This window comes from Klebsiella sp. HMSC09D12, from assembly GCF_001808475.1.
Lineage (GTDB): Bacteria > Pseudomonadota > Gammaproteobacteria > Enterobacterales > Enterobacteriaceae > Klebsiella > Klebsiella oxytoca.
In genome coordinates this window covers 30719-50927 of sequence record NZ_KV793500.1, presented here as the reverse complement: position 1 = coordinate 50927, position 20209 = coordinate 30719, and the positions used below count along the sequence as shown (strand labels likewise).

The following is a 20209-nucleotide window of genomic DNA, read 5'->3' as shown; positions in this document are numbered from 1 at the left end:
TTTATTCATATTTCATAAAGCAGGTTTCGGTTGGCGCATCGATGGCGCTATCGGCAACATCTTCAAACTCCATCACGTTATCCAGCTCGCTACCCATGGAGATATTGGTGACCCGCTCAAGGATCACTTCCACAACAACCGGTACGCGATACTCTTTCATCCAGACTTTCGCCTGCGCCAGGGCGGGCGCGATATCCTCCGGCTTGAAGACGCGAATCGCTTTACAGCCGAGACCCTCGGCAACCTTGACGTGATCGACGCCGTAACCGTTCACTTCGCTGGAGTTGATGTTTTCGAACGCCAGCTGGACGCAGTAATCCATATCGAACGCGCGCTGCGACTGACGAATCAGGCCCAGATAGGCGTTGTTTACCAGCACGTGGATGTAAGGAATATTGAACTGCGCGCCCACCGCCAGCTCTTCAATCAGGAACTGGAAGTCAAAGTCGCCGGAGATGGCCACCACGTTACGCTCCGGATCGGCGGTGCAAACGCCCAGCGCGGCAGGAAGCGTCCAGCCCAGCGGCCCGGCCTGGCCGCAGTTGATCCAGTGGCGATCTTTAAATACGTGCAGCATCTGCGCGGCGGCGATTTGCGACAGCCCGATGGTGGTGACGTAGCACACGTCGCGACCAAAGGCTTTATTCATCTCTTCATAAACGCGCTGCGGTTTGACCGGCACGTTATCGAAGTGGGTTTTACGCAGCAGCGTACGCTTGCGCTCCTGACACTCGGCAACCCAGCGCTCGCGACGCGGCAGGCGGCCCTCTTTTTGCATCTGCTGCGCGATATCTACCAGTTGAGCCAGCGCCGCTTTCGCATCGGACACAATGCCTAAATCCGGGCACAGCACGCGGCCAATCTGCGTCGGTTCGATATCGATGTGGATGATTTTGCGACCTGCGGTGTACTTCTCAACGGAACCGGTATGACGGTTAGCAAAGCGGTTACCGATGCCGAATACCAGGTCGGAGGCCAGCAGCGTGGCGTTACCGTAGCGATGCGCGGTTTGTAGGCCGACCATCCCGGCCATCAATTCGTGGTCATCCGGGATACAGCCCCAGCCCATCAGCGTTGGGATGACCGGAACTTGCGTAATCTCAGCTAATTGCTGCAGCAGCGCTGCGGCATCGGCATTAATCACCCCGCCGCCGGCGACAATCACCGGACGCTCCGCCATCAGCAGCATCGCCAGCGCGCGTTCGATCTGCGGACGAGTCGCCACGGGTTTATAAGCCGGGAGCGGCGCGTACAGCTCGGGGTCAAATTCGATTTCCGCCACCTGAACATCATAAGGCAGGTCGATCAATACCGGTCCCGGTCTGCCGGAACGCATCAGATGGAAAGCCTGCTGCAGCACGCCCGGTACCAGCGCCGCTTCGCGCACGGTAACCGCCATCTTGGTCACGGGCTTAGCAATGGATTCAATATCGACCGCCTGGAAATCTTCTTTATGCAGACGCGCGCGCGGCGCCTGGCCGGTGATGCACAAAATCGGTATCGAGTCCGCGGAGGCAGAATAGAGCGCGGTGATCATATCCGTTCCCGCCGGGCCCGATGTCCCCAGGCATACGCCGATATTACCGGCTGCGGCACGCGTATAGCCTTCGGCCATATGGGACGCGCCTTCCACGTGGCGAGCCAGAATATGGCGGATCCCGCCGTGCTTACGCATGGCGGAATAAAAGGGGTTAATCGCTGCGCCAGGCACGCCGAATGCGGTGGTAATCCCTTCTTTTTCGAGTACATACATTGCCGCGTCGACGGCTCTCATTTTTGCCATTTTTTACTACCTCACTATATTGGAAAATTTTTCCAAACTTGAACAAAGCCTAAAAATTCCCGCTCCTCCGAGCGGGTCGGTTCGGCGATCACTCTGCCTGGGGCTTCAGTCCCAGCGCGGTGCTGATATTCCTTGCCGTCTCCCTCACCAGCTCTCCCTGGCTGACAAAACGGTCCGGGGTTAAGCGGGACGCTGGCCCGGAAATCGAAATTGCCGCCACTACGGATCCGACATCATCGTAAACCGCTGAAGCAATACAGTTTAATCCTGTCACGTGCTCCTCCTGGTCAATGCTGTAGCCGCGGTCGCGCGCCTCATCCAGGTTTCGCTGCAGGACCGGTAAATCGACGATCGTCGATGGCGTAAAGCGCTGCAGCCCGGTCTTCACAATCACATCCACCAACTCATCCGGGGACAGCGGGTACAGCAGCGCCTTTCCGGCCCCAGAAGCATGCAGCGGCAGCCGGCTGCCGAGCGGCGCGCACATCCTTACCATCGATTTGCACTCCTGCTGGCCAATCAACACCGCTTCGTTGCCGTTACGAATCGCCACGTTTACCGTTTCCCCTGACATCAGCATCAGCCGCCGCATAAAAGGTCCGCCGACGGATAAAACATCCCGGTTATGGATGTACGCCGAGCCGACATTGAATGCGCCAAGCCCGATGTGCCACCAGCCTAGCTGCGCGTCCTGATAGACAAAATCCGCGCCCTCCAGCACTTTAAGCAGGCGAAAAGTGGTCGATAACGGTAAGTCCAGATTCAGGGAAATATCGCTGACCGACGAGCTGCCGCCGCTCTTTTCAAGGTATTGCAGTATCGCGATCCCTCTCTCCAGCGCCTGTGCGCCTTTTTGCGCGGAAGGCTCCTGCTGGCCCGGCCTTCCCCGCCTTCTCACTTCTGTCATACCTCGATTATCTCCGGCTCAAAACCTGAGCATAAATAGTGTGTAAGCGCCCACATGTTATGCAAGATAATCGACAGCGTCACGTGCAACCTCACGCAAAGCTCAGCTCCACGGTCGGGATCTCCACGACATCGCAGTTATCTTTTCCACCGCGATCGACGGTTAAAAAATCGGTTTCGCTCTGCCAGGCAAACAGCGGGTGATGCCAGACATTGCGATGATAATTTACCCCCTGGCGGCCATTGGAGATAAACGCGCGCAGCGTGGTCATGTCCGGCTCATCGCCTCCTGACGCAACCACCACCACAAAGGCTTCGCCGTTCATCGGCACGAACGCCTGGGTGCCCAGCGGATGACGTTCCAGCTCGGTGACGACAATCGGCAATACCGCCGGCTGGGCCCGATTAATGCTGATTAGCGTGCGATCCTGCTGCAGGGTCTCCACCATGGCCAGATCGTGAAAACGCTGCACTTTGCCATCATTAATATGAAAAAAATCCTGCCCTTCCGTTTCGATAACGTCCCCATAGGGACGGAATGCTTCGCGCGTCAGCGGCAATACCTCTAGCTTCATTGCAATATTCCTTAGTCATTAAAAACCGTCGCCCTCCTCATACCTTGAGGGTGATCGATGTACCGGTCAATTCATGGCCATCTCAAAGTGGTATCAACTATAAGTTGGAATAATTTTCCAAAACCTGATTTAAGCCACATAATTGAGAGGGTTATTATGAAAAAATACTTAAAAATCATGGGCGAATTATTAAATTACGAGGAATAAGGCGATGCTAGACCCCGAAACACTACGTACCTTTGTCAGCGTCGCGGAGACCGGCAGCTTCTCCAGAGCAGCGGAAAAACTCTATAAAACGACCGCCACGATTAGCTATCGCATCAAACTGCTGGAAGACAACACCGGCGTCGCGCTCTTTTCGCGCACTACGCGCAGCGTCCTGCTGACTCCTGCCGGAATGCATCTCCTGGCGCAGGCCAGAGAGTGGCTGGGCTGGATTGACAGTATGCCCGGCGAGCTGCAGCAGATTAACGACGGCGTGGAGCGCCAGGTGAATATTGTGGTGAATAACCTGATGTATGACCCTCAGGCCATTGCGCGGCTGCTGGCCTGGCTCACCCAGCGTTACCCTTTTACGCAATTTCATTTTTCACGACAAATTTACATGGGCGTCTGGGATACGCTCCTGCACGATGACTTTTCGCTGGCCATCGGCGTCACCGGCACCGAACCGTTAGCGGAGAATATTGCCGTCGCCCCGCTGGGTGAAGTCACCTGGCTGTTCGTGATGTCGCCGAATCATCCGCTAAGCCAGCAAACCGACCCCCTGTCGGAGGCCCAGCTACGCCGCTATCCTGCGGTCAACATTGAAGACAGCGCGCGGAGATTGACCAAACGTGTTGCCTGGCGCCTGCCGGGACAAAAAGAGATCGTGGTTCCCGATATCGAAACCAAAGTCGCCGCCCATATCGCCGGCGTCGGCATCGGCTTTTTACCCGAGCCGCTGTGCCAGCCGCTTATCGCGCGCGGCGAGCTGGTTTCCCGGCAGATACCGACCATGCGTCCCCCCTCTCCTCTGAGCCTCGCCTGGCGTAAAGATCATCATGGTAAAGCGGTGCAGGATATCACCTCGCTATTCGGTCACTCCGCCCCGGAAATCCAGGGATTCCTGACGCTATTCAGCGATACACCGTGAAAAATCAATCCAGCCTGCCGCTCACCGCGTACAATAGGAGGATTATCGCGTCGAGCGACGCGTCTGAATGGCTTAACGGTTTAAATGATGGAATTAGTCCCACAAAATATTCGGCAGATTCTTGCCAGCGATACGCCGCTGATTGACGTACGTGCCCCGGTTGAATTCAGGCAAAGCGCCATGCCCGCAGCGATCAACCTGCCGCTGATGAACGATGACGAGCGCGCTGCCGTCGGTACCTGCTATAAGCGTCAAGGGCCGGAAGCCGCTCTCGCACTTGGCCATCAGCTGGTGAATGGTAAGATTCGCGCCGGCCGCCTCGCCGCCTGGAAAGAGGCCTGCGCGCGTTATCCAGAAGGCTACCTGTGCTGCGCTCGCGGCGGCCAGCGTTCGCATATCGTCCAGCAGTGGCTGAAAGAAGCTGGCGTGGATTACCCTCTGATCGTCGGGGGCTATAAAGCGCTGCGCCAGGCCGCCATACAGCTTACCGAAGAGCTGGTACAGCGCCCTATCGTGCTGATCGGCGGCTGTACCGGCAATGGCAAAACTCAGCTGGTCTGCGCTCAACCTGACGGTATCGATCTCGAAGGGCTTGCCCATCACCGCGGCTCTTCATTCGGTCGCACCCTCCAGGAGCAGTATCAGCAGGCTACCTTTGAAAATCATCTGGCCGTGGCGATGCTTAAAAAGTCCGGGCAGCAGACGCGCTGGGTGCTGGAGGATGAGGGGCATATGATCGGCGCCAATCACCTGCCGGAGTGTATGCGTCTTCGCATGGCGCAGTCGCCGCTGGCGGTGGTGGAAGATCCGTTTGCTATCCGTCTTGAACGACTGCGGGAAGAGTATTTTGCGCGCATGCATCGCGATTTCCTGGCGGCCTACGGCGAAGAACAAGGCTGGCAGGCGTATAGCGAATATCTGCATCATGGCCTGTTCGCAATCCGCCGCCGCCTCGGGCTACAGCGTTTTGCCCAGCTCACCGCCAGGCTTGATGAAGCGCTGCTTGAACAGCAGCAAACCACCGACACCGAAGCGCATTTCAGCTGGCTGGTTCCCCTGCTGAATGAGTATTACGATCCGATGTACCGCTACCAGCTCGGCAAAAAAGCGGAGAAAATTATTTTCCGCGGCAGCTGGCAGGAAGTTGCCGCCTGGCTGGCGGAGTAATCACATCCTCTCTTGTCCCGGCTTGCGGCGTAAACGCCTTAGCCGGGCTACGGGTCCGCAGACGGCGGTGAACCTGTAGCCCCGGTAAGCGCAGCGTCACCGGGGAATGGTTACCGCTTAGAAGTCGTAGCGCAGACGCACCAGGTTCATATCGCCCAGGTTGTCGGTGCTCGACGTGAAGACGTGTTCATAGTCAACGCGGAAACCATAATCCAGCTGGAAACTCACGCCGACGCCGTTATCGATACGCTGATAGTTGCGGCCGTTCACGTACTGCAGGCGGTCGCCCATAAAGTATGGCTGAATAGATTTCACCGCATACTGACCAATCGGGAATTTATAACCGGCAAAGTACTCAATCCCCCAGGCATCGCCCGCGAAGTAGTTATGGACATCGGTTTTTTTGGTGGTCAGGAAGTTCTGATACCAACCGCCGCCCAAGGAGAAGGTCCAGTTATCCGGCGTCCAGCTTAGCGCGGTACCGACGATATTCTGATCGTATGATTTGCTGTCAGAACTGGACGGGTTACGCATATCGGCGCGGGTATAGTTCCACGCGGCGCCCCAGGTCAGATCTTTCATAATGTGGTAATCCGCGCCGATGGAACCGCCGCCTTTACGTTTATAGCGCAGACCGTTACCCGGCAGATATTCGCTGTCCTCAAACAGATAAGAGGCATAGAGATCGACATCGCCAACGGTTTTCTTATATTTCAGCATATTACGTGAGCGATAGGAGCCATCGTAGTCGCCGTTAATGCCGTTACCCGGCGCCTGGCCAATCATGTCATAATCCCAGATATCGGTTTTTACCCCGACCACGTCGTAATAAACGCTGTTCTGCTGACCGTAGGTTAACGTCCCCCAGATATCGCTTTTCAGGCCGGTATAGAGCATACGGCGGCTGGTGTTATTCGCGCCTTCGGCATAGTGGTTATCCCAGTCGAAAAGTGCCGGAATATTGACGCCCAGCTCGTAATAGCTGATCCAGCTAATATCATCAAACAGATAGTAGTCGGCCGCGAAGCGGAAACGGGTTCCGCCATCGAAACCGTTACGTTTATATGAGCCTTTGTCGCCATCGCCGGACATCATGTTGAACTGGGGACGGATACTCCCGCCGACGGTAAAATTAAGCCGGCTTAACGGATCGCCCGCCTGCGGATCTTGTTTTAAAAGCGTAATTTCCGCCTGGGATGCAAAAGAGGTTAACGCCAGGGCTGCGCCGATCGTTATCGCCAGCGCTTTTATTTTATGTGCCATACTTTTTCCTTGATTAATAAGCAACCTTATATTTTCCAGCTGAATATTAACTGCGATTGAGTATGGCGTGTTGCTGAGTTTTTAATGTTTTGTGCGGTTAAAAATCAGCAACTTATCATTTTGTGCCCTTAAAGAATCTGTGGTTATCTTTTCATCGCCATGTCATTAAAATGGTCTATTACCGCGCAAACATCATCCATGGAGGAAATATGTCGAAAAAACTACTGCAGCTGCACTTTGCTTTTAACGGTCCCTTCGGCAGCGAGATGTCCCGTCAGCTCGTGGAGCTGGCCGAGTCCATCAATCAGGAACCAGGGTTTATCTGGAAGGTCTGGACAGAAAACGAAAAAAATCAGGAAGCGGGCGGGATCTACCTTTTTGAGAATGAAGAAACTGCGCTCGCTTACCTCAACAAGCACACCGCGCGCCTCAAATCGCTTGGCGTAAACGAGGTTATCTGTAAAGTTTTCGACGTTAATGAGCCGCTCACCGCGCTGAACCACGGCCATTTGTAATAGCAACTCGCATCCGTGGCCCGAAGCCCTCCCGGGTTGCGGCTATCGCCTTACCCGGGCGACTTTCCCGCAGACGGCTGAGAAACGGTAGCCCGGCTAAGCGCAGCGCGAGCCGGGTGAAAACCCCGGGTTGCGGCTGACGCCTTACCCGGGCTATATAACTCACTCTATCCCTGGCTAAACTGGCGGAACAGCGCTTTACCTTTCAGCAGACGCAGCCCCAGCCAGCCGCCGCACAGCGACAGCAGTATCGCCCCGCACAGCGGCAGCATCACCCACAGGCGCCAGTCCGGAGACCACGGGAAGTCAAAGATTTTGCTTTGCAGCAGCGCCAGCGCAACCTCTGCACCAATCGCCGCCACGACGCCGGATACCACGCCCAGCAGCGCGAACTCCGCCCACAGCGTGGTGCGCAGCAGAGACTTACCGGCACCCAGCGTGCGCCAGACCACCAGCTCCTGGTAACGCTGACGCATCCCGACCTGCACCTGCGCCAGCAGCAGTAAAACGCCGCAGGCGGTGACCAGAATCACCATCACCTCAAGCGCGCGGCTCACCTGGGTCAGCACCTGGCCAATCTGCTGCAAAATCGCGCCGATATCCAGCAGGCTGACGGTGGGGAATTCGCGGTTGAGCTGCGTGAGCATCCCGTTGCCATTATCCCAGCGGAAGCTGGTCAGCCAGCTTTGCGGCTGGCCGTCGAGCGCCCCCTGCGGGAAGATAAAGAAGAAGTTCGGCCGCAGACTTTCCCAGTCGACTTTACGCACGCTGGACACCTTCGCGCTAAAGTCCTGAGTATCCCCGGTAAAGGTCACGCTATCGCCGAGCTTGACGCCCAGACGCTGCGCCAGCCCCTCTTCAATCGACACCTCACCCGCTTTTGGCGGCCAGCTACCGGCAACCAGCGGATTATGATCCGGACGCTCGCGGCTCCAGGTGAGGTTAAGCTCCCGGTTCAGGGCTTCATCTTTATTGCCCTCCGTTGCCTGGCCGTTAATTTGCGTCAGGCGGGCGCGCACGATGGGATAGAACTCGGTGGCGCGGGTCTGATGCTCGGCGAGGAAGGTTTTTACCGGCACCACCTGCTCCGGTGCGATGTTAATCAGGAAATAGTTAGGACTTTCTGGAGGCAGCTGCTGCTGCCAGCGGTCAAGCAGATCGCCGCGCAGCACCAGCAGCAGAGCCAGCAGCATAAACGACAGCGAAAAGGCCGCCAGCTGGCTCAGGGTCGACCACGGCTGGCGCAGCAGACGGTTCACCGCCAGGCGCAGCGGCAGCGCTTTTAACGTCAAACGCTTCAGTAACCACAGGACGCCCCATCCCGCCAGGCCGCACAGCAGCGCCAGCACTACGGCACCCGCCAGAACCGCCCACAGCAGGGGGCTGCCGCCCATCAGCAGCGCCAGCAGCGTCACCACCACCGCGCACACGATCGGGATGTAGAGCTTCAGCGGCCAGACGTTGGCGACGACGTCCTGGCGCAGCACCCGCAGCGGCAGCGTCGCCAGCAGCAGTCTATAAGGACGCAGCCCGACCAGCAGGGAAATCACCACCATCGCGCCGATCGCCCACAGCCACGGCCAGCCGCTCGCCGCCGGCAGCGCCGCCGGGAGCACCGGCTTAAGCATCGCCAGCAGAATATGCTCCAGCCCGACGCCCATCGCCCCGCCGGCGACCACCGCCAGCGCCAGCAGCATCAACCACTGGCCGACAATCAGTTTGCGCAGCTGCTCCCGTCCGGCGCCGAGGGTTTTGAGGATCGCCACCAGATCGTAACGACTGCGGCAGTAATGGCTCATCGCCACCGCCACCGCGGCGACCGCTAACAGCAGCGTTAACAGCGCCGACAGCAGCAAAAACTGCTGCGAACGTTGCAGCGATTTACCCAGCGCGCTGTCGTCCTGCTCTATGCCAATCCAGCGGTGCTCAGGCCCCAGCTTCGGCAGCAGCCACTTTTCGTAGTCCGCCAGCTGCTGCGGGGTTCCGGCATACTTATAGCGCCAGGAGACGCGGCTCCCGGGCTGCACCGCGCCGGTTTTCGCCACATCGGCGGTGTTCATCATCAGCCGCGGCGCCATCTGGAAAGGATTAAAACCGGCATCCGGCTCCTGTATTACCTCGCCGGCAATGCGCAGCGTGGCGTCGCCCACGTCGATGGTGTCGCCGGTTTTCAGATTCAGCAGCGCCATTAATCGCGGCGCCAGCAGCACGGTGCCGGCGTGCGGCTTCAGTCCGGGCGGCTGAGTTTGCAGCTGGCCATATAGCGGATAGGTGTCGTCAACCGCTTTGACATCCGCCAGCTGCGGCGTATCGCCGGAAAACGTCATGGTGGCAAAGCTCAGCTGCTCGCCGACGGTTAAACCAAGGCGGCGCGCTTCATCAATCCATGCGCCAGGGACGTCGCGCGAACTGCGCAGCGTGCGGTCGCCGGCCATAAATTCCCGGCTTTGCTGGCTAAGTCCTTTCTCCATGCGGTCGCTTATCGAGCCCAGCGCCAGCACGCAGGCCACCGCCAGGCTCAGCGCCAGCCAGACGATCAGCAGCGACGGCGAGCGCCATTCGCGCCAGAACCAGCGGGCAATCATGCTTCCTCCCGCAGCTGGCCATCAACCAGCCGCAGCCGTCGGTCGCAGCGCGCCGCCAGCAGCGGATCGTGGGTGACGAGGATCAGCGTGGTGCCGTGCTCGCGGTTCAGCGAAAACAGCAGGTCAGCGATTTTATCCCCGGTGTGACGGTCGAGATTGCCGGTGGGTTCATCGGCAAACAGCAGCTCCGGGCGGCCGTTGAACGCGCGCGCCAGCGCGACCCGCTGCTGCTCGCCGCCGGAAAGCTGTACCGGCAGATGATGCAGGCGCTTACCCAGCCCCAGTTGCTCCAGCAGTGCCCGGGCGCTGCCGCGGCTCTGGCTATCGCTTTCGCCGCGCAGCAGCGCCGGAAGCTCGACATTTTCCAGCGCATTGAGGGTGGGTATCAGCATAAAAGATTGAAACACAAAGCCGACGTGCTTAGCGCGCAGCTTCGCCCGCGCCTCTTCGTCCATCTGGTGCAGCGGTTGTCCGAGCAGCGAAACCTCCCCGCTGCTGCCATCGTCCAGCCCGGCGAGGATCGCCAGCAGCGTCGATTTACCGGACCCCGACTCGCCAATCAGGGCGATGGTCTGCCCCTGTTTGACAACCAGCTCAACTCCGGTAAGGATGGAAAGCTGATGCTCACCCTGACCGACGGATTTCTTAAGATGATGAACTTCAAGTATGTTTTCCGCTGGCATTTGCCTTTCCTGTTTCTGGTCCTGTTTACCTGCCGCGCCATGGCGGCCGACACGCTGTTGGTTCTCGGCGACAGTCTGAGCGCCGGTTATCGTATGGCAGGCAATACCGCCTGGCCTGCGCTGCTAAACGATAAGTGGCAGACAAAAACGCCGGTAGTTAACGCCAGTATCAGCGGCGATACCTCGCAGCAGGGGCTGGCAAGGCTGCCGGCCCTGCTTAAGCAGCATCAGCCGCGCTGGGTGCTGGTTGAGCTCGGCGGTAATGACGGGCTGCGCGGTTTCCCGCCTCAGCAGACGGAACAGACGCTGCGTACCATTATTGAGCATATCAAAGCGGCGGACGCCCAGCCGCTACTGATGCAAATTCGCCTGCCCGCCAACTATGGCCGCCGTTATAATGAAGCCTTTAGCGCTATTTATCCGGCACTGGCCAAAGAGTTTGATATTCCTCTGCTGCCCTTTTTTATGGAAGAGGTTTATCTGAAACCGCAGTGGATGCAGGATGATGGAATTCACCCGAATCGCGACGCTCAGCCGTTTATTGCCGACTGGATGGCGACGCGCCTGGCTCCCTTAGTTAATCATGACTCCTGATAACAGCGAGTCATTTGCAGGTAAAGTTATGCAAAAATCGGTTTTAGTTACAGGATGTTCCAGCGGAATTGGTCTTGAAAGCGCCCTGGATTTAAAGCGCCAGGGCTTTAACGTGCTGGCCGCCTGCCGCAAAGCGGAAGATGTCGCACGGATGCAGGCGCTGGGGCTGACCGGTGTGTTGCTGGATCTTGACGATCCGCAGAGCGTTGAACGTGCCGCCGCCGAGGTGATTGCCCTGACCGACAACCGTCTGTACGGCCTGTTTAACAACGCGGGCTACGGCGTCTACGGCCCGCTGCCGACCGTCAGCCGCCGGCAGATGGAGCAGCAGTTTTCCGCCAACTTTTTTGGCGCTCATCAGCTAACGATGCTACTGCTTCCGGCCATGGAGCCGCACGGAGAAGGGCGTATCGTGATGACCTCATCGGTTATGGGGATTATCTCCAGCCCGGGCCGCGGCGCCTATGCCGCCAGCAAATATGCGCTGGAAGCCTGGTCCGATGCGCTGCGTATGGAGCTGCGCCACAGCGGCATTAAGGTCAGCCTGATTGAGCCGGGCCCCATCCGCACCCGCTTCACCAACAATGTCAACCAGACTCAGGCCGATAAGCCGGTGGAAAATCCCGGTATCGCCGCCCGCTTCACGCTCGGACCGGAAGCGGTGGTGGAAAAAGTGCGTCACGCTTTTGTCAGCGATAAACCGAAACTACGCTATCCGGTAACCCTGGTGACGCACGCGGTCGCCTTGCTTAAGCGGCTGCTGCCGACCCGCGCGATGGACAAAATTATCCAGGGCTGAGTTGAAGCACCTGCCGCCGTCCCCATATATCTATACAAATATCGATTAAAGAGACTTGCTCATGTCCGCACAGAATATCGTCAATATTACCGAAGCTAATCTACACCAGACGCTGCAGCAATCCGCGACAACGCCGGTGCTGTTTTATTTCTGGTCCGCGCGCAGCCAGCATTGCGAGCAGCTGACGCCGGTACTGGAGAGCCTCGCCACCCAGTACAACGGCCTGTTTACCCTCGCTAAAGTTGACTGCGATGCCGAACAAATGCTGGCTTCGCAGTTTGGCCTGCGCGCTATCCCTACGGTTTACCTGTTCCAGAACGGTCAGCCGGTCGACGGCTTCGAAGGCCCGCAGCCGGAAGAAGCGGTTCGCGCGCTGCTGGATAAGTTCCTGCCACGTGAAGAGGAGCTCAAAGCGCAGCAGGCGCTGGCGCTGATGGAGGAAGAGAACTACGCCGAAGCGCTGCCGCTGCTGAAAGACGCCTGGCAGATGTCGAATCAGGAGAGCCAGATCGGCCTGCTGCTGGCGGAAACGCTGATTGCCCTCCATCGTTCCGATGAAGCGGAAACGGTACTGAAAACCGTGCCGCTGCAGGATCAGGATACCCGCTATCAGGGGCTGGTGGCGCAGATCGAGCTGCTGAAAAAAGCCGCCGACACGCCGGAAATTCAGCAGCTGCAGCAGCAGGTTGAGCAGAACCCGGAAGATGCGGCGCTGGCCTCCCAGCTGGCATTACAGCTGCATCAGGTGGGGCGTAACGAAGAAGCCCTGGCGCTGCTGTTCAGCCATCTGCAAAAAGATTTAGGCGCCGGAAACGGCGAGGTTCGCAAACTGCTGCAAGAGATCCTTTCCGCACTCGGCACCGGCGACGCGCTGGCCGCGAAGTACCGACGCCAGCTCTATTCTCTGCTTTATTAATGATAATCACCCGGCTCGCGCTGCGCGTAGCCGGGCTACAGGATGGCTGTTCTCGTGGCCCGGACAGGCGCGTTCAGCGCCGCATCCGGGAAAAAATCTCACGCGCGTTTTTTCAGCTGCGTCACCACCAGTTGATGGCGCGCATTGAAGAACTTCCGATAGGTCAGATACCCGGCGATGATCGTTGACAGGCTGGCGGTCGATAGCAGCATAAACGTCACCATAATCTGATACTTAATCGCTTTTACCGGATCAATCCCGGCGAAAATCAGCCCCGACATCATCCCCGGCAGGCTCACCAGCCCCACCGTTTTCGCCGAATCTACCGTTGGGATCAGCGCGGCGCGAATGCTATCGCGTATAAGCCTTGCAGACGCCATCTTCGGCGTTGCGCCCAGGCTCAGCTTTTCCTGAATCTGCTGCTGCTCGCTGCTAAAACGCTGCCCCATATTGTTGTAGCAAAGTCCAACCGCCACCATCGCGTTGCCGGCTACCATCCCGGCAATCGGAATCACCTGCATCGGCACAAAAGCAATCGATCCGGAAACAACCAGCACCGCCAGGGTTAACCCAGCGCCGGTCGTTATCGCGATAAACGAGGAGACAAAGGCTTTGTCGATATATTTGCTACGCTTTTTCGCATTCCACGCGGCGTTAAAGCAGATAAACAGCACCATCAGCAGCGTCAGCACGGCGTGATTAACGTTAAAGATATATTTCAGCACATAGCCGACAATAATCAGCTGCACTATTGCCCGACAAATGCTCCAGATAATCTCTTTTTCCAGCGCCAGCTTTTCCCGGTAGCTAACCACGATCGCTACCAGTACCAGAACCATAGATAACGCCAGCGACTCATTGGTAATATTATGCCCGTTCATTTTTTTTCTCCTCCTGCGCTCTTCCGCCAGCAGGCTTTAGCGTAATCACTTCATCCGCATGGGCAATTTCATTGCTATCGTGAGTGACCCACAGAACGGCGATGTTTTTTTCGCTGGTGTAGCGATGAATAATCTCATTCACATTGGTTTTATTGCTTTCATCCAGCGCGCTGGTAATTTCATCCAGCAGCAGCACCTGCGGCAAAAACTGCAGATTGCGTATCAACGAAACGCGCTGCTTTTCCCCGCCCGAAAGTTCATTGATTGACTTTTCCAGCGTATTTTCCGCCAGCCCAAAGCGCAGCAGATCGGCGACCAGCGCTTTGGGTTCAGGCTGTTTATTACGAATCTGCCACGGGAAGATCAGATTGTCATACACCGAATCGCCAAACAGCGCCGGGGTTTGCGCGCAGTAGGAAACCTGCTGGCGATAGGTTTCCGGCGTCAACGTGTTGATATCTTTACCCGCGAAGAGAATTTTTCCCGACGTCGGGCTCAGCAGCGAAGCGATTATTTTTAATAAGGTGCTTTTCCCGCACCCGGAAGGGCCGGTAATTAGCTTAAATTCCCCTGCCCTGAGCTGAAAACTTATCTCATTAAGGATGGTGACATCATCGGCCTGAAACCCCACGTTCTCCAGGCGCAAAATAGCGTTACTTTCGGTCATTATTATTCCCAGTTTTTCAACAACGCCTCTAGTTTACTCCACTTTCCTTTCACCCGGATGCGCGGAAAGATATACTCTGGTTAAACGCGCGCCACTCTCCCGGCGCATCAACAGGCAACAAGACAGGAGGTTTTTGATGCTGATTTTTATCCCCATTCTTATTTTCGTCGCGCTGGTTATCGTCGGAGCGTCGGTAAAAATTGTTCCTCAGGGCTACCAGTGGACGGTAGAGCGCTTTGGCCGCTATACGCAAACGCTGCAGCCGGGTATGAGCCTTGTGGTTCCCTTTATGGATCGGATCGGGCGCAAAATTAATATGATGGAGCAGGTGCTCGATATCCCTTCACAGGAGGTGATTTCGCGCGATAACGCCAACGTCACCATTGATGCGGTGTGCTTTATTCAGGTTATCGATGCGCCGAAAGCCGCCTATGAAGTCAGCAACCTCGAGCTGGCGATCATCAACCTGACCATGACCAACATTCGTACCGTGCTGGGCTCCATGGAACTGGATGAAATGCTCTCCCAGCGCGACAGCATCAACACCCGTCTGCTGCATATTGTCGATGAAGCGACCAACCCGTGGGGCATCAAAATTACCCGCGTCGAGATCCGCGACGTACGCCCGCCGGCGGAGCTGATCGCCTCAATGAACGCCCAGATGAAAGCCGAACGAACTAAGCGCGCCTATATTCTGGAAGCCGAAGGGATACGTCAGGCGGAAATTCTCAAAGCCGAAGGCGAGAAACAGTCGCAGATCCTCAAAGCCGAGGGCGAACGCCAGTCGGCATTTTTACAGGCAGAGGCGCGCGAACGTTCTGCGGAAGCGGAAGCGCGCGCTACCCAGATGGTGTCGTCCGCTATCGCCTCCGGCGACATTCAGGCCATCAACTACTTTGTCGCGCAGAAATATACCGATGCGCTGCAGCAAATTGGCGCGGCGAACAACAGTAAAGTGGTGCTGATGCCGCTGGATGCCAGCAGCCTGATGGGCTCCATCGCCGGGATCAGCGAACTGATTAAGGAAGGGGCTGGCGCCCAGAAAAAATCATGATCGCGCTGATTCTCACCCACCCGCATATTTTCTGGCTCAGCCTTGGCGGGCTGCTGCTGGCGGCGGAAATGCTCGGCGGCAACGGCTATCTGCTGTGGAGCGGCATTGCCGGCGTCGTAACCGGGCTGCTGGTCTGGATGCTACCGTTTAGCTGGGAGTGGCAGGGCACGCTGTTCGCCGTGCTGACCCTGCTGGCGGCCTGGCTGTGGTCGCGCTGGCTGCGTAACCGCGTAAAACGCCAGAAGCCGACGGACGCTCAGCTTAATCAGCGGGGACAGCAGCTGCTTGGCCGCCGCTTTACGCTGGAAACGGCGCTGGTTAACGGCCGAGGACACGTCCGCGTGGGCGACAGTTCATGGCCGGTAATAGCCGATGACGACCTCATGGCGGGCAGTAAGGTTGAAGTCGTCGCCGTCGAGGGGATTACGCTGCGGGTCAGGGAGCTCCCTAACGGCCGCTAGGCCTGGACTTTGCGGTGACAGCAGCCCGAGAGATTATCGATGATCGGGCAGTCCGCGCTGTCATCGCCGGGACAGGAGTCCGCCAGCGCCAGCAGCTGCGTACGCATCCCCTGCAGTTCGCTGATGCGGCGCTCAATTTCCGCGACTTTCTCCAGCGTCCGGCGCTTCACGTCGGCGCTGTGCCGCGACGGATCGTTGAACAGGAATATCAGCTCGCGACACTCTTCCAGATTGAACCCCACCTGACGCGCCTGGCGCAGCAGGGTCAGTTCATCCAGATGCTGTTGGCTGTAGCTGCGGTAGCCGTTTTCGCTACGCAGCGGCGGCGTTACCAGTCCCTTCTCTTCGTAAAAACGGATCGCTTTACTGGTTAAGCCGGTTTTTTTCGCCACATCGCTAATATTCATGTTTCCCCCTTGACCTTCCCCTTGCTGGAAGGTTTAACCTTGCTAATACTCGATGAAAGAGTGTGTTCGGTCAATCATTAACCGGAAATTTATTCAGGAGTTATTTATGTCTAACACTATCGACCTCGCGCTTGATGGCCTCTCCTGCGGCCACTGCGTTAAACGGGTGAAAGAGAGCCTGGAGCAGCGTCCCGACGTTGAGCAGGCGGAAGTTACCGTTACCGAAGCCCACGTCACGGGCAGCGCCAGCGCGGAAGCGCTGATTGAGACCATTAAACAAGCCGGATACGGCGCGGAGCTCAGCCACCCAAAGGCTAAACCGCTGGCAGAATCATCAATCCCGCCGGAAGCACTGACAGCGGCCACCACTGAGCTTCCGGCAGCCCGTGACGTAGATGACAGCCAGCAGCTGTTAATCAACGGCATGAGCTGCGCCAGCTGCGTATCCCGGGTACAAAACGCGCTCGCCGCGGTGCCGGGCGTCTCGCAGGCGCGGGTCAACCTGGCGGAACGCACTGCGCTGGTATTGGGCAGCGCGTCCGCCGCAGAATTAGTCCAGGCCGTAGAGAAAGCGGGCTACGGCGCGGAGGCTATCGAAGACGACCTCGAACGCCGCGAGCGTCAGCAGGAAACCGCCATCGCCACAATGAAGCGCTTCCGCTGGCAGGCTATCGTCGCCCTGCTGGTCGGGATCCCGGTGATGGGTTGGGGGATGATCGGCGACAACATGATGGTCAGCGATGATAACCGTACCCTGTGGCTGGTTATCGGCCTTGTCACGCTGGCGGTGATGGTATTTGCCGGCGGCCATTTTTACCGCAGCGCGTGGAAAAGCCTGAAAAACGGCACCGCGACGATGGATACGCTGGTGGCGCTGGGTACCGGCGTCGCCTGGCTCTATTCGATGAGCGTCAATCTGTGGCCGCAGTGGTTTCCGCTGGAAGCCCGCCACCTTTATTATGAAGCCAGCGCGATGATTATCGGTCTGATTAACCTCGGCCATATGCTGGAAGCCCGTGCACGTCAGCGCTCCTCGAAAGCGCTGGAAAAACTACTCGATTTAACCCCACCGTCAGCGCGGGTGGTCACCGACGAAGGCGAAAAAGATCTGCCGCTGGCGGAAGTTCAGGCGGGAATGACCCTGCGTTTGACCACCGGCGATCGCGTTCCGGTCGATGGCATCATTAGCCAGGGCGAGGCCTGGTTCGATGAAGCGATGCTCACCGGTGAGCCGGTGCCGCAGCAAAAAGGCGACGGTGACGCCGTGCATGCCGGGACCGTAGTGCAGGACGGCAGCGTACTGTTTACCGCCAGCGCCGTCGGCAGCCAGACCACCCTGGCGCGTATTATCCGCATGGTGCGTCAGGCGCAGAGCAGTAAACCTGAAATCGGCCAGTTGGCGGACAAAATCTCCGCCGTGTTCGTCCCGGCGGTCGTGGCGATAGCCCTGTTCAGCGCCGCGATCTGGTACTTTTTCGGTCCGGCGCCGCAAATTGTCTATACCCTGGTGATCGCCACCACGGTGCTGATTATCGCCTGTCCGTGCGCCCTGGGGCTGGCAACGCCGATGTCGATTATCTCCGGCGTGGGCCGCGCGGCGGAGTACGGAGTTCTGGTGCGCGATGCCGATGCGCTGCAGCGCGCCAGCACCCTGGATACGCTGGTCTTTGATAAAACGGGTACCCTCACCGAGGGTAAACCGCAGGTGGTGGCGATAAAAACCTTTGCCGCCATCGATGAAACCACCGCACTGCGTCTGGCGGCGTCACTGGAGCAAGGCTCCAGCCACCCGCTGGCGCGCGCCATCCTCGACAAAGCCGCAGATCAACGCCTGCCTGCGGTAGATAATTTCCGCACCCTACGCGGACTGGGGGTCAGCGGTGAAGCCGAAGGCCACCGTCTGCTGCTCGGCAACCAGGCGCTGCTTAATGAGCAAAAGATAGCAACGGCTGAAATAGAAGGCGAAATGAACGCCCAGGCGTCGCAGGGCGCGACGCCGGTGCTACTGGCGGTAGATGGTCAGGCGGCGGCGCTGTTCGCCATCCGCGATCCGCTGCGTGAAGATAGCGTGGCGGCATTAGCCAGGCTGCACCGCCAGGGTTATCGTCTGGTCATGCTGACCGGCGATAACCCAACCACCGCCAACGCTATCGCTAAAGAGGCGGGCATTGATGAGGTGATTGCCGGGGTTCTGCCGGACGGTAAAGCCGATGCGATTAAGCTCCTGCAAGGCCAGGGACATCAGGTGGCGATGATCGGCGACGGTATCAACGATGCGCCCGCGCTGGCGCAGGCCGATGTGGGGATCGCCATGGGCGGCGGCAGCGATGTCGCCATTGAGACGGCGGCGATTACCCTGATGCGCCATAGCCTGAACGGCGTCGCCGATGCGCTGGAGATCGCCAAAGCCACGCTGCGCAACATGAAGCAGAACCTGCTGGGGGCATTTGTTTATAACTCGCTGGGCATTCCGATTGCCGCCGGGATCCTGTGGCCGCTAACCGGAACGCTGCTCAATCCGGTGGTGGCGGGCGCCGCCATGGCGCTCTCTTCGATTACCGTCGTGAGCAACGCCAACCGCCTGCTGCGCTTTAAGCCAAAATCCTAAGCCGGAAGCCTAAGCTCCTGTCGTTTCAGCCGCCGTGCGGTTGGATTCCCGGCTGGCGGCGTCAACGCCTTAGCCGGGAGCACAACCGCAGATGACCGTGTACCCGTGCGAGAAAATAACCAGACGCCGACGTTCAGTCATTCTGCTCGTTCCGGTGAGTGCTCCAGCCGATAAACCAGTGCCTGCGCGCAGACGCTTTCCCAGGACTTTCCTTGCGCCGTTCTTCCCCAGGCGCTAGCATGAAAGCTTCACACTACGGAGCACGTATGGGCCTGTTAAACCGAATAAAAATGCTGTGGCAAGCCGCCCTCGGCTCGTCTTATTCCTGGCCCGCGCTGGATATCACCCTTCCCGGGGAACGCTATCTGCACCTGGTCGGCAGTATTCATATGGGCACCCGCGATATGTCGCCGCCGCCCGCCCGGCTGTTAAAAAAGATCCGTCAGGCCGATGCGCTGATTGTGGAAGCGGATATTAGCGGCAGCGAAACGCCATTCAGCAACCTCCCCTCCTGTCCGCCGCTGGCGGAACGCCTGAACGCTCCCCAGCTTGCTGCACTGCAAGAGCGAGCGGCAGAAATGGGCCTGTCTGTCGCGCTGTTCGACAGTCAACCGCTGTGGCAGGTGGCGATGGTACTGCAGGCAACTCAGGCGCAAAAACTGGGGCTCAGGGCGGATTACGGCATTGATTATCAACTGCTGATGGCGGCGCGCGAGAGCCATATCCGCGTGATGGAGCTGGAGGGAGCCGACAGCCAGATTGCGCTGCTGCGGGATCTGCCCGATGGCGGTCTGGCGCTGCTGGAGGATACCCTCACCCACTGGCGCACAAATGCGCGTCTGCTGCAGGTGATGATCGGTTGGTGGCTCGATCAGCCGCCGTCAAGAGGGGCTACCTCGCTGCCGACAACCTTTAGCCAGTCGCTGTATGACGTTCTGATGCACCAGCGCAACCTCGCCTGGCGGGAAACGCTGCTGGCGCTGCCGCCGGGACGCTACGTGGTTGCCGTCGGGGCGCTGCATTTATACGGCGAAGGGAATCTGCCGGACATGCTGACGTAAAAAAAATGGCCAATATTGCTATTGGCCCGTCAAAGAGGAATTTCATCATTATTATTATTCCGGGGTTCGCGCCCCGGATCGTCTGATTGTCGCTCAAAGTGACCATCACTGCCAATACTATTGCGCAAGATGATACTATTTTTTAGACA

19 protein-coding genes are annotated in these 20209 nt (G+C 58.1%); 10 read left to right on the top strand and 9 right to left on the bottom strand.

The genetic code is table 11. The features are described 5' to 3' along the window. Window position 1 precedes the first annotated feature (1 nt). The 3 genes from gcl to allA form a co-directional block, all read right to left on the bottom strand. Entirely contained in the window at window positions 2-1783 is a 1782-nt protein-coding gene (gcl, locus tag HMPREF3178_RS21065) for a glyoxylate carboligase (RefSeq protein WP_017146473.1), read from the bottom strand. A gap of 88 nt (window positions 1784-1871) precedes the next feature. Next, entirely contained in the window at window positions 1872-2690 is an 819-nt protein-coding gene (allR, locus tag HMPREF3178_RS21060; RefSeq protein ID WP_004099742.1) for an HTH-type transcriptional repressor AllR, read from the bottom strand. 91 nt (window positions 2691-2781) lie between these two features. Next, a complete protein-coding gene (allA, locus tag HMPREF3178_RS21055; RefSeq protein ID WP_017146474.1) occupies window positions 2782-3264 on the bottom strand; it encodes an ureidoglycolate lyase in 483 nt (160 codons plus the stop codon). 211 nt (window positions 3265-3475) lie between these two features. Between allA and allS the strand changes: the two genes are divergently transcribed. After that, window positions 3476-4399, top strand: coding sequence for an HTH-type transcriptional activator AllS (allS, locus tag HMPREF3178_RS21050; RefSeq protein WP_004111061.1), 924 nt, complete (start codon window positions 3476-3478; stop codon window positions 4397-4399). An 87-nt stretch (window positions 4400-4486) separates the two neighbouring features. Continuing rightward, window positions 4487-5566, top strand: a complete 1080-nt coding sequence (gene mnmH / locus HMPREF3178_RS21045) for a tRNA 2-selenouridine(34) synthase MnmH (RefSeq protein ID WP_004099733.1) — start codon at window positions 4487-4489, stop codon at window positions 5564-5566. Window positions 5567-5683: 117 nt separating this feature from the next. On the opposite strand, the gene HMPREF3178_RS21040 is transcribed toward mnmH, so the two are convergent. After that, the gene (locus tag HMPREF3178_RS21040) at window positions 5684-6829 is read right to left on the bottom strand and encodes a porin (protein ID WP_017146475.1); all 1146 of its coding nucleotides are present in this window, start codon (window positions 6827-6829) and stop codon (window positions 5684-5686) included. A 209-nt stretch (window positions 6830-7038) separates the two neighbouring features. On the opposite strand from HMPREF3178_RS21040, the gene HMPREF3178_RS21035 reads away from it, so the two are divergent. Continuing rightward, on the top strand, window positions 7039-7344 hold the full coding sequence (locus HMPREF3178_RS21035) for a monooxygenase (protein ID WP_004099728.1): 306 nt from the start codon (window positions 7039-7041) through the stop codon (window positions 7342-7344). A 167-nt stretch (window positions 7345-7511) separates the two neighbouring features. Here HMPREF3178_RS21035 and ybbP read toward each other — a convergent pair whose 3' ends face one another. Further along, window positions 7512-9929 (bottom strand): putative ABC transporter permease subunit YbbP, encoded by a 2418-nt coding sequence (gene ybbP, locus HMPREF3178_RS21030; RefSeq protein WP_004099725.1) that lies wholly within the window; start codon window positions 9927-9929, stop codon window positions 7512-7514. Beyond that, a complete protein-coding gene (ybbA, locus tag HMPREF3178_RS21025; protein WP_004099723.1) occupies window positions 9926-10612 on the bottom strand; it encodes a putative ABC transporter ATP-binding protein YbbA in 687 nt (228 codons plus the stop codon). Before ybbA ends, ybbP begins: the two co-directional genes overlap by 4 nt. Here ybbA and tesA point away from each other — a divergent pair. The 3 genes from tesA to HMPREF3178_RS21010 all read left to right on the top strand — a co-directional run bounded on the left by tesA (window position 10583) and on the right by HMPREF3178_RS21010 (window position 12921). Next, the gene (gene tesA, locus HMPREF3178_RS21020) at window positions 10583-11206 is read left to right on the top strand and encodes a multifunctional acyl-CoA thioesterase I/protease I/lysophospholipase L1 (RefSeq protein ID WP_032692296.1); all 624 of its coding nucleotides are present in this window, start codon (window positions 10583-10585) and stop codon (window positions 11204-11206) included. The genes ybbA and tesA overlap by 30 nt on opposite strands. Then, a complete protein-coding gene (locus HMPREF3178_RS21015) occupies window positions 11196-12005 on the top strand; it encodes an SDR family oxidoreductase (RefSeq protein ID WP_016808714.1) in 810 nt (269 codons plus the stop codon). The genes tesA and HMPREF3178_RS21015 overlap by 11 nt, the downstream gene beginning before the upstream one ends. A 61-nt stretch (window positions 12006-12066) precedes the next feature. Beyond that, on the top strand, window positions 12067-12921 hold the full coding sequence (locus HMPREF3178_RS21010) for a co-chaperone YbbN (protein ID WP_004099714.1): 855 nt from the start codon (window positions 12067-12069) through the stop codon (window positions 12919-12921). A gap of 98 nt (window positions 12922-13019) precedes the next feature. Here the strand turns inward: HMPREF3178_RS21010 and fetB are convergent, their stop codons facing one another. Together fetB and fetA are read right to left on the bottom strand one after the other, a co-directional pair. Next, window positions 13020-13802 (bottom strand): iron efflux ABC transporter permease subunit FetB, encoded by a 783-nt coding sequence (gene fetB, locus HMPREF3178_RS21005; protein ID WP_004099712.1) that lies wholly within the window; start codon window positions 13800-13802, stop codon window positions 13020-13022. Continuing rightward, window positions 13789-14469 carry an iron efflux ABC transporter ATP-binding subunit FetA gene (gene fetA, locus HMPREF3178_RS21000; protein ID WP_004099706.1) on the bottom strand — a complete coding sequence of 227 codons (681 nt, stop codon included), beginning with the start codon at window positions 14467-14469 and terminating at the stop codon, window positions 13789-13791. The genes fetB and fetA overlap by 14 nt, the downstream gene beginning before the upstream one ends. A gap of 136 nt (window positions 14470-14605) precedes the next feature. Between fetA and HMPREF3178_RS20995 the strand changes: the two genes are divergently transcribed. Both HMPREF3178_RS20995 and HMPREF3178_RS20990 read left to right on the top strand, forming a co-directional pair. After that, on the top strand, window positions 14606-15523 hold the full coding sequence (locus HMPREF3178_RS20995; protein WP_004099702.1) for an SPFH domain-containing protein: 918 nt from the start codon (window positions 14606-14608) through the stop codon (window positions 15521-15523). Beyond that, on the top strand, window positions 15520-15984 hold the full coding sequence (locus tag HMPREF3178_RS20990) for an NfeD family protein (protein ID WP_004099700.1): 465 nt from the start codon (window positions 15520-15522) through the stop codon (window positions 15982-15984). Before HMPREF3178_RS20995 ends, HMPREF3178_RS20990 begins: the two co-directional genes overlap by 4 nt. On the opposite strand, the gene cueR is transcribed toward HMPREF3178_RS20990, so the two are convergent. After that, window positions 15981-16391 (bottom strand): Cu(I)-responsive transcriptional regulator, encoded by a 411-nt coding sequence (gene cueR, locus HMPREF3178_RS20985; protein ID WP_070585492.1) that lies wholly within the window; start codon window positions 16389-16391, stop codon window positions 15981-15983. The two genes, HMPREF3178_RS20990 and cueR, sit on opposite strands and share 4 nt — an antisense overlap. A 106-nt stretch (window positions 16392-16497) precedes the next feature. On the opposite strand from cueR, the gene copA reads away from it, so the two are divergent. Both copA and HMPREF3178_RS20975 read left to right on the top strand, forming a co-directional pair. After that, the gene (gene copA / locus HMPREF3178_RS20980; RefSeq protein WP_017146477.1) at window positions 16498-18999 is read left to right on the top strand and encodes a copper-exporting P-type ATPase CopA; all 2502 of its coding nucleotides are present in this window, start codon (window positions 16498-16500) and stop codon (window positions 18997-18999) included. Between the two features lie 266 nt (window positions 19000-19265). Continuing rightward, complete coding sequence (locus HMPREF3178_RS20975; protein ID WP_004111051.1) at window positions 19266-20060, top strand: TraB/GumN family protein; 795 nt, start codon at window positions 19266-19268, stop codon at window positions 20058-20060. The last annotated feature ends 149 nt before the right edge of the window (window positions 20061-20209 follow it).

Coding starts and splice junctions, on each gene's coding strand:
- gcl (WP_017146473.1), bottom strand. CDS start 1,783: ATGGCAAAAATGAGAGCCGTCGACGCGGCAATGTATGTACTCGAAAAA.
- allR (WP_004099742.1), bottom strand. CDS start 2,690: ATGACAGAAGTGAGAAGGCGGGGAAGGCCGGGCCAGCAGGAGCCTTCC.
- allA (WP_017146474.1), bottom strand. CDS start 3,264: ATGAAGCTAGAGGTATTGCCGCTGACGCGCGAAGCATTCCGTCCCTAT.
- allS (WP_004111061.1), top strand. CDS start 3,476: ATGCTAGACCCCGAAACACTACGTACCTTTGTCAGCGTCGCGGAGACC.
- mnmH (WP_004099733.1), top strand. CDS start 4,487: ATGGAATTAGTCCCACAAAATATTCGGCAGATTCTTGCCAGCGATACG.
- HMPREF3178_RS21040 (WP_017146475.1), bottom strand. CDS start 6,829: ATGGCACATAAAATAAAAGCGCTGGCGATAACGATCGGCGCAGCCCTG.
- HMPREF3178_RS21035 (WP_004099728.1), top strand. CDS start 7,039: ATGTCGAAAAAACTACTGCAGCTGCACTTTGCTTTTAACGGTCCCTTC.
- ybbP (WP_004099725.1), bottom strand. CDS start 9,929: ATGATTGCCCGCTGGTTCTGGCGCGAATGGCGCTCGCCGTCGCTGCTG.
- tesA (WP_032692296.1), top strand. CDS start 10,583: ATGAACTTCAAGTATGTTTTCCGCTGGCATTTGCCTTTCCTGTTTCTG.
- ybbA (WP_004099723.1), bottom strand. CDS start 10,612: ATGCCAGCGGAAAACATACTTGAAGTTCATCATCTTAAGAAATCCGTC.
- HMPREF3178_RS21015 (WP_016808714.1), top strand. CDS start 11,196: ATGACTCCTGATAACAGCGAGTCATTTGCAGGTAAAGTTATGCAAAAA.
- HMPREF3178_RS21010 (WP_004099714.1), top strand. CDS start 12,067: ATGTCCGCACAGAATATCGTCAATATTACCGAAGCTAATCTACACCAG.
- fetB (WP_004099712.1), bottom strand. CDS start 13,802: ATGAACGGGCATAATATTACCAATGAGTCGCTGGCGTTATCTATGGTT.
- fetA (WP_004099706.1), bottom strand. CDS start 14,469: ATGACCGAAAGTAACGCTATTTTGCGCCTGGAGAACGTGGGGTTTCAG.
- HMPREF3178_RS20995 (WP_004099702.1), top strand. CDS start 14,606: ATGCTGATTTTTATCCCCATTCTTATTTTCGTCGCGCTGGTTATCGTC.
- HMPREF3178_RS20990 (WP_004099700.1), top strand. CDS start 15,520: ATGATCGCGCTGATTCTCACCCACCCGCATATTTTCTGGCTCAGCCTT.
- cueR (WP_070585492.1), bottom strand. CDS start 16,391: ATGAATATTAGCGATGTGGCGAAAAAAACCGGCTTAACCAGTAAAGCG.
- copA (WP_017146477.1), top strand. CDS start 16,498: ATGTCTAACACTATCGACCTCGCGCTTGATGGCCTCTCCTGCGGCCAC.
- HMPREF3178_RS20975 (WP_004111051.1), top strand. CDS start 19,266: ATGGGCCTGTTAAACCGAATAAAAATGCTGTGGCAAGCCGCCCTCGGC.